This window comes from Pseudomonas sp. 37 R 15 (genome assembly GCF_900004865.1).
Taxonomy (GTDB): Bacteria; Pseudomonadota; Gammaproteobacteria; order Pseudomonadales; family Pseudomonadaceae; genus Aquipseudomonas; species Aquipseudomonas fluorescens_AM.
In genome coordinates, this window is record NZ_CVTV01000060.1 from 223,666 (window position 1) to 236,536 (window position 12,871).

Annotated in this window: 13 protein-coding genes; 7 read left to right on the forward strand and 6 right to left on the reverse strand. The window is 62.1% G+C overall.

The window, feature by feature from the left end:
* Nucleotides 1–439 precede the first annotated feature (439 nt).
* From BFQ04_RS25360 to cysG, 6 genes are read left to right on the forward strand one after another with little or no spacing between them, the layout of a single operon-like run.
* Nucleotides 440–2,848, forward strand: a complete 2,409-nt coding sequence (locus BFQ04_RS25360) for a DNA translocase FtsK (protein WP_065884967.1) — start codon at nt 440–442, stop codon at nt 2,846–2,848.
* 54 nt (nt 2,849–2,902) lie between these two features.
* Nucleotides 2,903–3,526 carry an outer membrane lipoprotein chaperone LolA gene (lolA, locus tag BFQ04_RS25365; protein WP_065953145.1) on the forward strand — a complete coding sequence of 208 codons (624 nt, stop codon included), beginning with the start codon at nt 2,903–2,905 and terminating at the stop codon, nt 3,524–3,526.
* 27 nt (nt 3,527–3,553) lie between these two features.
* Entirely contained in the window at nt 3,554–4,876 is a 1,323-nt protein-coding gene (locus BFQ04_RS25370; RefSeq protein WP_049712683.1) for a replication-associated recombination protein A, read from the forward strand.
* A complete protein-coding gene (crcB, locus tag BFQ04_RS25375; RefSeq protein ID WP_065872076.1) occupies nt 4,876–5,250 on the forward strand; it encodes a fluoride efflux transporter CrcB in 375 nt (124 codons plus the stop codon). Before BFQ04_RS25370 ends, crcB begins: the two co-directional genes overlap by 1 nt.
* Nucleotides 5,251–5,266: 16 nt before the next feature.
* Nucleotides 5,267–6,547: a serine--tRNA ligase gene (gene serS / locus BFQ04_RS25380; protein ID WP_065953146.1), complete on the forward strand. Its 1,281-nt coding sequence runs from the start codon at nt 5,267–5,269 to the stop codon at nt 6,545–6,547.
* Nucleotides 6,548–7,942 (forward strand): siroheme synthase CysG, encoded by a 1,395-nt coding sequence (gene cysG, locus BFQ04_RS25385; RefSeq protein WP_065953147.1) that lies wholly within the window; start codon nt 6,548–6,550, stop codon nt 7,940–7,942.
* Nucleotides 7,943–8,056: 114 nt separating this feature from the next.
* Here the strand turns inward: cysG and BFQ04_RS25390 are convergent, their stop codons facing one another.
* The 6 genes from BFQ04_RS25390 to tusD all read right to left on the reverse strand — a co-directional run bounded on the left by BFQ04_RS25390 (nt 8,057) and on the right by tusD (nt 11,491).
* Nucleotides 8,057–9,052 carry a glutathione S-transferase family protein gene (locus BFQ04_RS25390; RefSeq protein ID WP_065953148.1) on the reverse strand — a complete coding sequence of 332 codons (996 nt, stop codon included), beginning with the start codon at nt 9,050–9,052 and terminating at the stop codon, nt 8,057–8,059.
* A gap of 88 nt (nt 9,053–9,140) precedes the next feature.
* The gene (locus BFQ04_RS25395) at nt 9,141–10,142 is read right to left on the reverse strand and encodes a glycosyl transferase family protein (RefSeq protein WP_065953149.1); all 1,002 of its coding nucleotides are present in this window, start codon (nt 10,140–10,142) and stop codon (nt 9,141–9,143) included.
* A complete protein-coding gene (locus BFQ04_RS25400; RefSeq protein WP_065953150.1) occupies nt 10,139–10,474 on the reverse strand; it encodes a TusE/DsrC/DsvC family sulfur relay protein in 336 nt (111 codons plus the stop codon). Before BFQ04_RS25400 ends, BFQ04_RS25395 begins: the two co-directional genes overlap by 4 nt.
* Entirely contained in the window at nt 10,471–10,749 is a 279-nt protein-coding gene (gene tusB / locus BFQ04_RS25405; RefSeq protein ID WP_065953151.1) for a sulfurtransferase complex subunit TusB, read from the reverse strand. The genes BFQ04_RS25400 and tusB overlap by 4 nt, the downstream gene beginning before the upstream one ends.
* The gene (gene tusC, locus BFQ04_RS25410) at nt 10,749–11,099 is read right to left on the reverse strand and encodes a sulfurtransferase complex subunit TusC (protein ID WP_065953152.1); all 351 of its coding nucleotides are present in this window, start codon (nt 11,097–11,099) and stop codon (nt 10,749–10,751) included. The genes tusB and tusC overlap by 1 nt, the downstream gene beginning before the upstream one ends.
* The gene (gene tusD, locus BFQ04_RS25415) at nt 11,099–11,491 is read right to left on the reverse strand and encodes a sulfurtransferase complex subunit TusD (RefSeq protein ID WP_065953153.1); all 393 of its coding nucleotides are present in this window, start codon (nt 11,489–11,491) and stop codon (nt 11,099–11,101) included. The genes tusC and tusD overlap by 1 nt, the downstream gene beginning before the upstream one ends.
* A gap of 158 nt (nt 11,492–11,649) precedes the next feature.
* Between tusD and BFQ04_RS25420 the strand changes: the two genes are divergently transcribed.
* On the forward strand, nt 11,650–12,825 hold the full coding sequence (locus tag BFQ04_RS25420; protein WP_065953154.1) for a CaiB/BaiF CoA transferase family protein: 1,176 nt from the start codon (nt 11,650–11,652) through the stop codon (nt 12,823–12,825).
* The last annotated feature ends 46 nt before the right edge of the window (nt 12,826–12,871 follow it).

Here is a 12,871-nt window from a genome sequence, read left to right on the forward strand (position 1 = left end):
TGATTATTGTCGACACAGCGCCTCGGGGCCAGCGCAAATGGCTGCTCGGGCTGGTTTAGCGTGAAAGGGTGTTTCTGCAACTCTGCGCATAAGGTGCGGTCGTAATCGGGTCTGGCCAATGCAGGCCATTTGCCAAGCTTGCCTGGATTGGTAAATACAGCGCATAAGCCTTTGTCAGCAAAGACAATGCATGCTCAAATTGAACAGGCTGCAACGCGTGCAGGGCTCTGGCTGCCGGGTGATGGGCAAGTGCGTGGCATCACGCACGCAAACCCGTACAATGCGGCGATTATGGCGTTATCGCCATTTCATCCATGGGTTATGCAGTGTTAAAAAGTAGATTCAGCAACATTTGTCATTTTTCAGCTGCTCGGATAGAGCAGTCGTGTGCAGTCATTCAACAGATGGACGCGCTAACAGGCGCAGGAAAAGACCCGTTTTGAAGAAATCCGCCGCAACACCCAAAGCAGCAGTCGTGCCGGCCTGGCGTCAGCACCTGCATTACCGACTCAAGGAAGGTGCGCTGATCGCGATCGGCGCGCTGTGCCTGTTCCTGATGATGGCCTTGCTCACCTATGGCAAGGACGATCCCGGCTGGAGCCATAACAGCAAAATCGACGACGTGCAGAATTTCGGTGGCCCGGTGGGTTCCTACAGCGCCGATATCCTGTTCATGATTCTCGGTTATTTCGCGTACATCTTTCCGCTGTTACTGGCGATCAAGACCTGGCAGATTTTCCGCCAGCGTCACGAGCCGTGGCAGTGGAGCGGCTGGTTGTTCTCCTGGCGCCTGATCGGGCTGGTCTTCCTGGTGTTGTCCGGCGCCGCTCTGGCGCATATCCATTTCCATGCGCCCACCGGTCTGCCGGCAGGTGCGGGCGGGGCGCTGGGCGAAAGCCTGGGCGACCTGGCGCGCCGCACCCTGAATATCCAGGGCAGCACCCTGATGTTCATCGCGCTGTTTCTGTTCGGTCTTACGGTGTTCACCGACCTGTCGTGGTTCAAGGTGATGGACGTGACCGGCAAGATCACCCTTGACCTGTTCGAGTTGTTCCAGGGCGCCGCCAACCGCTGGTGGGCCGCCCGCGTGGAGCGTAAGCAGATGGTTGCGCAACTGCGCGAAGTGGACACCCGCGTCAATGAAGTGGTGGCGCCAAGCACGCCGGATCGCCGCGAGCAGGCCAAGGTCAAGGAACGCCTGATCGAGCGCGAACAGGCCCTGAGCAAACACATGTCGGATCGCGAGAAGCAGGTGCCGCCGGTGATCGCCCCTGCGCCGCCCAAGGCGCCCGAGCCCAGCCACCGCGTGCAGAAAGAGAAACAGGCACCGCTGTTCATCGACAGCGCCGTCGAAGGCACCTTGCCGCCGATCTCGATTCTCGACCCGGCGGAAAAGAAACAGCTCAACTACTCGCCCGAATCCCTGGCGGCCGTCGGCCACTTGCTGGAAATCAAGCTCAAGGAGTTCGGCGTCGAAGTGTCGGTGGACTCGATTCACCCTGGCCCTGTGATTACCCGGTACGAAATTCAGCCGGCCGCGGGCGTCAAGGTCAGCCGTATTTCCAACCTGGCCAAGGACCTGGCCCGTTCCCTGGCCGTGACCAGCGTGCGCGTGGTGGAAGTGATTCCCGGCAAGACCACCGTCGGTATCGAGATTCCCAACGAAGACCGCCAGATCGTGCGCTTCTCCGAAGTGCTGTCGACTCCGGAATACGACAACTTCAAATCGCCGGTCACCCTGGCCCTCGGCCATGATATCGGCGGCAAGCCGGTCATCACCGACCTGGCGAAAATGCCGCACCTGCTGGTGGCCGGTACCACCGGTTCCGGTAAGTCGGTGGGTGTGAACGCGATGATCCTGTCGATCCTGTTCAAGTCGGGCCCGGACGACGCCAAGCTGATCATGATCGACCCGAAAATGCTTGAGCTGTCGATCTACGAAGGCATTCCGCACCTGCTGTGCCCGGTAGTGACCGACATGAAGGACGCCGCCAACGCCCTGCGCTGGAGCGTCGCCGAGATGGAGCGTCGCTACAAGCTGATGGCGAAGATGGGCGTGCGTAACCTGTCCGGCTTCAACGCCAAGGTCAAGGAAGCCCAGGACGCCGGTACGCCGCTGACCGACCCGCTGTACAAGCGCGAGAACATTCACGACGAAGCGCCGCTGCTGACCAAGCTGCCGACCATCGTGGTGGTGGTCGACGAATTCGCCGACATGATGATGATCGTCGGCAAGAAGGTCGAAGAACTGATCGCACGTATCGCCCAGAAGGCCCGTGCGGCCGGGATCCACCTGATCCTCGCCACCCAGCGGCCGTCGGTGGATGTGATCACCGGCCTGATCAAGGCCAACATTCCTACGCGTATGGCGTTCCAGGTGTCGAGCAAGATCGACTCGCGGACCATCATCGACCAGGGCGGCGCCGAGCAACTGCTGGGCCACGGTGACATGCTCTATATGCCACCCGGCACCAGCCTGCCGATCCGTGTCCACGGTGCGTTCGTTTCCGACGATGAAGTGCATCGCGTGGTGGAAGCCTGGAAACTGCGTGGCGCACCGGAATACAACGACGACATTCTCGCGGGCGTGGAAGAGGCCGGCAGCGGCTTCGACGGCGGCAGTGGGGGTGGCGACGATGACGCTGAAACCGATGCGCTCTACGACGAAGCCGTGGCGTTTGTGCTGGAAAGCCGCCGAGCCTCGATCTCCGCCGTGCAACGCAAGCTGAAGATCGGCTATAACCGCGCCGCCCGCATGATCGAAGCCATGGAACACGCTGGCGTCGTCACCGCAATGAACACCAACGGCTCGCGCGAAATCATCGCCCCCGGGCAGATGCGCGACTGATTCCGCGCCGCGTGGCAGCACGCGGCGCGCCCTGACTACTCAATGAGGACTCCCATGCGCATTATCCGCATGCTGTTGTTGCCGGCACTGGCCCTGACCGCCGTTTCGGCCCACGCTGACCCGGCTTCCGTGGCCAGTCTGAAGAACCTGCTGGACAAATCCCAGACCCTGACCGCGCGCTTTTCCCAGCTGACCCTGGACGCCGGTGGCACCCAGTTGCAGGAAACCGCAGGCGAAATGGCCGTGCAGCGTCCCGGCCTGTTCTACTGGCACACCGAAGGCAAGGCCGAGCAGACCATCGTGTCCGACGGCCAGAAAGTCACGCTGTGGGACCCGGACCTGGAACAGGCGACCATCAAGAAGCTCGACCCGCGCCTGAACCAGACGCCGGCGCTGCTGCTGTCGGGGGACGTGTCGAAGATCAACGACAGCTTCTACATCACGTCCAAGCAAACCAGCAACGTCATTGAGTTCACCCTCAAGCCCAAATCCAAGGACACCTTGTTCGACACCCTGTCGCTGTCGTTCGGCAACGGCGTGATCAACAACATGCGCCTGGTCGACAGCGTTGGCCAGCGCACCGATATCCTGTTCTCCGGGGTCAAGGCCAACCAGCCGGTGCCGGCGTCCAAGTTCAAGTTCGACATCCCCAAGGGTGCCGACGTGATCCAGGAATAAACTCCCCAGAGGTTTCAAACGCTGCCCATGGATCTGTTTCGAAGTGACCCGATTGCCCAGCCCCTGGCCGCGCGCCTGCGCTCGACCAACCTGGATGAGTACGTCGGTCAGGAACACCTGCTCGCTCGCGGCAAGCCCTTGCGTGAAGCCCTGGAGCAGGGTGCGCTGCACTCGATGATTTTCTGGGGGCCGCCGGGGGTGGGTAAAACCACCCTGGCGCGGCTGCTGGCCAAGGTCTCGGATGCGCACTTCGAAACCGTCTCCGCCGTGCTGGCCGGGGTCAAGGAGATCCGCCAGGCGGTGGAAGTCGCCAAGCAGCAGGCCGGGCAATACGGCAAGCGCACCATCCTGTTTGTCGACGAAGTGCATCGCTTCAACAAATCGCAGCAGGATGCGTTCCTGCCCTATGTGGAAGACGGCACGTTGATCTTTATCGGTGCCACCACCGAGAACCCTTCTTTTGAATTGAACAACGCCTTGCTTTCGCGGGCGCGCGTCTATGTGCTGAAAAGCCTGGACGAAGCGGCGATGCGAAAGCTGTTGCAGCGTGCGTTAAGCGAAGACAAGGGCCTGGGCAAGCGCCAGCTGAGTCTCAGCGATGAAGGCTTCAAGATACTGATGAGCGCCGCCGACGGTGACGGGCGCCGCTTTCTCAACCTGCTGGAAAACGCCTCGGACCTCGCCGAAGACGGCAATGAAATTGGCGTCGACCTCCTGCAAAGCCTGCTCGGCGATACGCGTCGGCGCTTCGACAAGGGCGGCGAAGCCTTCTACGACCAGATATCGGCGCTGCACAAATCCGTACGCGGTTCCAACCCGGACGGCGCGCTGTACTGGTTCGCGCGCATGATCGACGGCGGCTGCGACCCGCTTTACCTTGCCCGCCGCGTGGTGCGCATGGCCAGCGAAGACATCGGCAACGCCGACCCTCGTGCGCTGAGCCTGTGCCTGGCGGCGTGGGAAGTTCAGGAGCGCCTGGGCAGCCCGGAAGGCGAATTGGCAGTGGCCCAGGCCATTACCTATTTGGCCTGCGCACCTAAAAGCAACGCGGTGTACATGGGCTTCAAGTCCGCGCTGCGCGCCGCTGCCGAACACGGCTCCCTGGAAGTGCCGCTGCACCTGCGCAACGCGCCGACCAAGCTGATGAAACAACTGGGTTACGGCGATGAATACCGTTATGCCCACGATGAACCGGACGCCTATGCTGCCGGTGAAGATTACTTCCCCGACGACCTTGAGCCACAACCGTTCTACCAGCCGGTGCCCCGTGGCCTGGAGCTGAAGATCGGTGAAAAGCTCAATCACCTCGCCCAACTCGATCGACTCAGCCCAAAACAGCGGAGAAAGTAGTGCTCAAGACGATTCTTGCCGTGTCCGCAGCCGGCATCGCTGGTACATTATTGCGTTTCGCCACTAGCACCTGGGTCAGCGCCAACTGGCCGAAGCATTTTTATGCGGCGACCCTGGCGGTCAACCTGGTGGGCTGTTTGATCATCGGGCTGTTGTACGGCTGGTTCCTGTTGCGCCCGGAAGTGCCGATTGAAATTCGCGCCGGCTTGATTGTCGGCTTTGTAGGCGGTCTGACGACCTTTTCATCCTTTTCACTGGATACACTGCGCCTGCTGGAAAGCGGGCAGGCCCTGGTCGCCTTCGGGTACCTGGGTATCAGCGTGTTCGGCGGGCTGCTCGCCACCTGGGCCGGCCTGTCCCTGACCAAACTTTGATAAACGAGAGACCGACATGCTCGATTCCAAACTGTTACGTAGCAACCTTCAGGACGTAGCGGACCGCCTGGCATCCCGTGGCTTTGCCTTGGATGTTGCGCGCATCGAAGCGCTGGAAGAACAGCGCAAGACCGTCCAGACCCGCACCGAAGCACTGCAGGCTGAGCGGAATGCGCGTTCCAAATCCATCGGTCAGGCCAAGCAGCGCGGCGAAGACATCGCGCCGTTGATGGCGGACGTCGAGCGTATGGGCACCGAGCTGTCCGACGGCAAAGTCGAGCTGGAGAAAATCCAGTCCGAACTGGATTCGATCCTGCTGGGTATCCCCAATATTCCCCATGAATCGGTACCGATTGGCGAAGACGAAGACGGCAACGTCGAAGTGCGCCGCTGGGGCACGCCGAAAGCCTTCGATTTCCAAATCAAGGACCACGTGGCCCTGGGCGAGTTGACCGGCGGCCTGGATTTCGAAACCGCCGCGAAAATGTCCGGCGCGCGTTTCGCGTTGTTGCGTGGCCCGATCGCACGCATGCACCGCGCCCTGGCGCAGTTCATGATCAACCTGCACACCGCCGAGCATGGTTACGAAGAAGCCTACACGCCTTACCTGGTGCAGGCGCCGGCGTTGGTGGGTACCAGCCAGCTGCCGAAATTCGAGGAAGACCTGTTCAAGATCAGCCGCGACGGCGAAGCCGACCTGTACCTGATCCCCACCGCCGAAGTGTCGCTGACCAATATCGTTGCCGGCGAAATCCTCGATGCCAAGCAACTGCCGTTGAAGTTCGTGGCCCACAGCCCGTGCTTTCGCAGTGAAGCGGGTGCATCGGGTCGCGATACGCGCGGCATGATTCGCCAGCACCAGTTCGACAAGGTCGAGATGGTCCAGGTGGTCGAGCCTTCGATGTCGATGGAAGCGCTGGAAGGCCTGACCGCCAACGCCGAACGCGTGCTGCAACTGCTGGAGCTGCCGTACCGCGTCCTGGCGCTGTGCACCGGCGACATGGGGTTCAGCGCCGTGAAGACCTACGACCTTGAAGTGTGGGTGCCGAGCCAGGACAAATACCGCGAGATTTCGTCGTGCTCCAACTGCGGTGATTTCCAGGCGCGTCGCATGCAGGCGCGTTTCCGTAATCCGGAAACCGGCAAGCCGGAGTTGGTACACACCCTTAACGGTTCGGGCCTGGCCGTAGGCCGTACGCTGGTGGCCGTTCTGGAAAACTACCAGCAGGTCGACGGGTCGATCCGCGTGCCTGAGGTGCTCAAGCCGTACATGGGCGGCGTCGAGGTCATCGGCTAAATGGAATTTCTGCCGCTGTTTCATAACCTGCGCGGCAGTCGTGTGCTGGTCGTCGGTGGGGGGGAGATCGCCTTGCGCAAATCCCGCCTGCTGGCTGACGCCGGCGCAGTGCTGCGGGTGGTTGCTCCCCAGATCGAAGACCAGTTGCGTGAATTGGTACTGGGCAGTGGCGGGGAACTGATGTTGCGCGGTTATCAGGAGGCCGATCTCGACGGTTGCGTGCTGATCATCGCGGCCACGGACGACGAGCCACTGAACGCGCAAGTGTCCAGTGATGCCAAGCGTCGCTGTGTTCCGGTCAATGTGGTGGACGCGCCAGCCTTGTGCAGCGTGATCTTCCCGGCGATCGTCGACCGTTCGCCGTTGGTGATTGCGGTGTCCAGTGGCGGCGATGCGCCGGTGCTGGCGCGCCTGATCCGCGCCAAGCTGGAAACCTGGATTCCGTCAACCTATGGCCAATTGGCCGGGTTGGCGGCGCGTTTTCGTGCCCAGGTCAAAGGCTTGTACCCGGAGGTGCAGCAGCGCCGGGCGTTCTGGGAAGAGGTGTTCCAGGGCCCGATTGCCGACCGCCAATTGGCCGGGCAGGGCGATGAGGCCGAGCGCCTGTTGATCGAAAAGGTCAATGGCGCGCCGCCTTATGCACCGGGTGAGGTGTACCTGGTGGGCGCAGGCCCCGGTGATCCGGACCTGCTGACCTTCCGCGCCTTGCGCCTGATGCAGCAAGCCGACGTGGTGTTGTATGACCGTCTGGTGGCCCCGGCGATTCTGGAGCTGTGCCGTCGTGATGCCGAGCGCGTGTATGTCGGCAAGCGTCGCGCCGAGCATGCCGTGCCGCAGGACCAGATCAACCAGCAACTGGTGGACCTGGCCAAGCAAGGCAAGCGCGTGCTGCGTCTCAAGGGCGGCGATCCGTTCATTTTCGGGCGTGGCGGCGAAGAGATCGAGGAACTGGCGGCCCATGGCATCCCGTTCCAGGTGGTGCCGGGCATCACGGCGGCCAGTGGTTGCGCGGCGTATGCGGGCATTCCGCTGACGCACCGTGACTATGCGCAGTCGGTGCGCTTTATCACCGGGCACCTGAAAAACGGTACGTCGGATCTACCCTGGCAGGATCTGGTAGGGCCGTCACAGACCCTGGTGTTCTACATGGGCTTGATCGGTTTGCCGATTATCTGCCAACAGTTGATCCTGCATGGCCGCGCCGCCGATACGCCGGCAGCGTTGATCCAGCAGGGCACCACCTCCAACCAGCGCGTGTTCACCGGCACCCTGGCCGACTTGCCGCGCATGGTGGCGGAGCATGAAGTGCATGCGCCGACGCTGGTGATCGTGGGCGAGGTGGTGGTGTTGCGCGAGAAGCTCAAGTGGTTTGAAGGCGCTCAGTCTCAGGTCTAAGCCTCAAAAGCATCGGGGGCAAGCCCCCTCCCACATTTTGACTGTATTCACAGATCCAAGTGTGGGAGGGGGCTTGCCCCCGATGAGGCCATCAGCTTCAATCCATCATCCGGATCAGCCAAAGACACCCTTACCACTCAACCGCTCCCGATCATGCCCAACATCAAAGCGCTGGGCAGGCCCCTTCGGCACAATCCCCGTCGGATTGATCGTCCGATGGCTGGCATAGTAATGCCCCTTGATATGCTCGAAATCCACCGTCTCGGCCACCCCCGGCCACTGATACATCTCCCTTAGCCAGTTCGACAGGTTCGTGTAGTCGGCAATCCGCCGCAGGTTGCACTTGAAGTGGCTGTAATACACCGCATCAAAACGAATCAGTGTGGTGAACAGCCGAACATCCGCTTCGGTGAGGTATTCGCCGGCCAGGTAACGGTGCTCGCCCAGGTGGCGTTCCAGGTGGTCGAGCTCGGCAAACACATCATCAAACGCGCTTTCATAAGCCTGCTGCGAGGTAGCGAACCCGGCGCGGTACACGCCGTTGTTTACGGCGGGGTAGATGCGTTCGTTCAGGGTGTCGATGGTCGAACGCAGTGCCTGCGGGTAGAAATCCAGGGTATTGCCGGTCAGTTCATTGAAGGCGCCGTTGAACATGCGGATGATCTCCGCCGATTCGTTGCTGACGATGCGCTTGAGCTTCTTGTCCCATAACACCGGCACCGTGACGCGCCCGGTGTAGTCAGCGGTGTCGGCGGTGTAACGCTGGTGCATGAAGTCAAAACCGTCCAGTGCATCGCCGCTTGAGCCGTGGGCCTTGTCGAAGGTCCAGCCGTTTTCCAGCATCAGCCAACTGACTATCGAGACGTCGATCAGGCTTTCCAGGCCCTTGAGTTTGCGCAGGATCAGGGTGCGGTGGGCCCAGGGACAGGCCAGGGAGACGTAGAGGTGATAGCGCCCGGCCTCGGCCTTGAAGCCGCCTTCGCCGCTCGGGCCGGGCTGGCCGTCGGCGGTGACCCAGTGACGGCGTTGCGCCTGTTCACGCTGGAAAGCGCCATCTGCGCTACTTTCGTACCACTGGTCTTTCCAGTGTCCTTCGATCAGCAAACCCATGACTGGCTCCTTGGCTAATAAGCGTTGGAGCCCAGTTTAAAGGGATGAGTTCGAACTAAAAGCGCAAAGACCGGAGCTCAATGATCGATTAAATCGATTTGTCTCGCGCATCCCAGTACTGCTGTGCCAGTTCGAACGCTTGCTCGCGGGTGCGTCCAAGGCCGCGCAAGGCCAGGGCCATGGTCGCGATCAATGCCAGTTGCGGGTAGCTGTCTTCGACGTCGCCACGCCACACGGCGTTCAGGTGCTCGGGCTCCAGGCTCGCCGGTTTGACGTGGCGCTGGGCGGAGAGGGCGGGCCATTCTTCGTCCCAGCTCTGGCCGCCGGTGGTGCCATACAAGTGGCTGAGGGTGTCGGGGTTGATCTCGATCTCGCCGCCGTCGCCCTTGACCACAATCACGTTGTCGCCCAGCAGGCCACTGGCATCGCGGTGCACGCCCTGGTAACCCGGGTGGAAAATGCTTTGCAGGCCGCAACGGGCATTCAGCGGGTTGAGCAGGCGTGCCAGGGAGTGGATCGGCGAGCGCAGGCCCAGGGTGTTGCGCAGGTCGATCATGCGCTGCAACTGGGGTGCCCAGTCGCCCAGCGGGATAAACGCCAGGTTGCCGTGTGCATACGCCGCCTCGACTTGTTGCCAATTGCGGCACAGCGGTATGTGCAAGCGCTCCAGCAGTTGCTCGGTGTACAAGCGCCCCGCCGTATGCGCGCCGCCGCCGTGCATGAGGATGCGCACGCCCTGTTGCGCCAGGCATCTGGCCGCCAACAGGAACCAGGGCAAGTGGCGCTTTTTGCCCGCATAGGTCGGCCAGTCGATATCGACATTCAATGCGGGCGGGTTCAACCGCTCGCGTACCGCTTCGGTGAAGCCGGCGAGCTCTTCCGGGCTTTCTTCCTTGTGCCGCAGCAACATCAGGAAGGCGCCCAGTTGGGTGTCTTCGACTTTTTCGTCGAGCAGCATGCCCATGGCTTGCCGCGCTTCCTCACGGGTGAGGTTGCGTGCGCCGCGCTTGCCTTTGCCAAGGATGCGCACGAACGGCGCAAACGGATGTTCTTCAGGCGTCGAGAGGGTCAGGGGGGCAAAGTCGGTCATAAGCAATTCGTCGGCCTGGGCAGGCCCGCCAGCTTGGCGGCGAGTTTGGCGGGAGTGCCGTTGAACAGTTTGTTGAGGTGCAGGCTGTTGCCCTTTTGCGGGCCGAGCTTCAAGGCGGTGTACTTGATCAGCGGGCGCGTGGCGGGGGACAGCTGGAATTCGGCATAGAACTGGCGCAGCAACAGGAGGATTTCCCAATGGTCCGGGGTCAGCTCCACGGCTTCGGCGGTGGCCAGGGCGTGCGCTACCTCATCGGACCAGTCATCCAGGTCGACGAGGTAGCCGTCCTTGTCCAGCTCGAGGGTGCGCGTGCCTACGGTCAGCGTGTTCATAGCCAAGTATTGACCTTGTCATAGTCGATCGACAACTGCACGAAGCCCGGATAGTCCACGCTGTCGGCCCAGTCCGGGAGCGGCAGGTTGCGTGCCTGCAGGTCTTCAGCCAGCACAAATACTTTCACCCCCCTGGTTTGCAGCGCTGCGTTGTGCAGGCCGTAGGCGCCGTCGCCGCACAGCAGGATGGCATCCGCGCTGCCGCACACACGCAGGCAGCTGTCCAGACGGCTGTCGGTAAAGGGGGAGTGGGTCACCACATGTAGAGTCGACATCAGAGGGTAATCACCTGGTCGTAACGGTCAATCAGCTGGGTAATGGCTTGGCTGTCCAGCGCCTGCGCAGTGTGCGGTGGCGGCAGCCCGCGCGCGGACAGGCTGTGGCTGCAGGCGAACACGTCATCGATGCCGAACAGGCCCAGCGCCTGCAGGTTGGCGCTCAAATCCTTTTGTTGCACGGCCTTGGCGTCCTGGTGCGGCGCCAGCTGGAACACACCGTCGTCCAGAAACAGCAGGCCGATGGGCAGGTCGAACGCGCCGCCGGCCAGCACGATATCCAGCGCTTCGCGCGCACTGGGGCCGGACCACGGCGCCTGGCGGCTGATGATCAGCAATGATTGGGCCATCACGAGCCTCCAAAACAGATCAGGCGGTCGGCGTCCTGGATCGCGTCATGCAATTGCCCCAGGCCCGACAGGGCCCAGGGCGCGTCCAGGTTCACCGCGCTGCGTTGATAGCGCGTGGCTTCCTCGGCATTGAGCACGCCGCGGCGCAAGGCGGCGGCGATGCACACGACGCCGTCCAGTTGGTGAGTACGGACAAATTCGCGCCATTGGCGCGCGATGTCCTGCTCGTCCTGGGGCGCGACGATGTTAGTGGAGGCGCTGTACACGCCATCCTGATAAAAAAACAGCCGCACAATCTCATGCCCGCCGGCCAGCGCCGCCTGGGCGAACAACAGGGCGCGGCGCGAGGCGGGCGCGTGGGCGGCGCTATACAGTGCAATCGCGAACTTCATGGAACACTCTGCCAACAAACGTGGGCCAATGATAAAGCCGCCGCGACGAAAAAGCCCGCCGTGATCAAAACGGTCACTGCGGTTGATTGTTCTGACGATTGCCGTCAGCGCCGAAGGCTGACTACGCTGTGGCCAGTCCAATTGCAAACGGAGTTTGTATGTCAGGTCCCTTGGCGTCTCTCAAAGTGCTGGATTTTTCCACCCTGCTGCCCGGCCCGTTCGCCTCGCTGATGCTGGCGGATATGGGCGCCGATGTATTGCGCATCGAATCGCCGACGCGGCCGGACCTGTTGCGCGTATGGCCGCCCCATGATCACGGCACGTCGGCGAGCCATGCCTACCTCAATCGCAACAAGCGCAGCCTGGCACTGGACCTCAAGCGGGCCGAGGCGCTGCAGATCGTCCTCGAGCTGGTCAAGGGCACCGATATTCTCATCGAGCAGTTCCGCCCCGGGGTCATGGACCGTCTGGGCCTGGGGTACGCCGCACTCAAGGCGATCAACCCCAGGCTGATCTATGTGTCGATCACCGGCTACGGCCAGACCGGCCCCTACAGGGATCGCGCCGGTCACGACATCAACTATCTCGCAGTCGCAGGCTTAGCCAGCCACACCGGGCGACGGGACAGTGGGCCGTTGCCGCTGGGCGTGCAACTGGCGGATGTGGGCGGTGGTTCCCTGCATGCAGTGGTGGGCGTGCTCGCGGCGGTGGTTGCACGGCAGCACAGCGGCGTCGGTCAATACCTGGATGTGAGCATGACCGACTGCTCGTTCAGCCTGAACGCCATGGTCGGCGCGGGTTACCTGGCCTGCGGGGTAGAGCCGGAGCGGGAAAACCATGTGCTCAATGGCGGCAGTTTTTACGATTACTACCGCACCCGGGACGGACGCTGGATGTCGGTGGGCAGCCTGGAACCGGCGTTCATGCAGCGGCTGTGTGAAACCCTGGGGCGACCGGAGCTGGCGCTGCACGGCGTGAAGCCTGAGCAGCAGCCGGCACTCAAGCGGGCGTTGCAGGTGGAGTTTGAAAAACGCAGCTTTGACGAGCTGTGCGCGTTATTTGCGCAAGTGGATGCGTGTGTGGAACCGGTGTTGAGCTTGAGTGAAGCGCTGGCGCATCCGCAGTTGCAGGCGCGCGGGTTGATCAGCCAGGTGCCGAGGGGCGATGGTTCGACCCAGGCGCAGATGGCCTGCCCGCTGAAGTTCTCCGAGGGTTTGCCGGCGCCACGGCATATCGGGGCTGAGGTCGGCGCGCACAGTGATGAAGTGTTGGCGGAGTTGGGGTTGAGTGCTGAGCGGATTGCGGATTTGCGGCAGGCCAAGGTTATTGGGTGACTGTTCTGGCCTCATCGGGGGCAAGCCCCCTCCCACCTTTGATTTG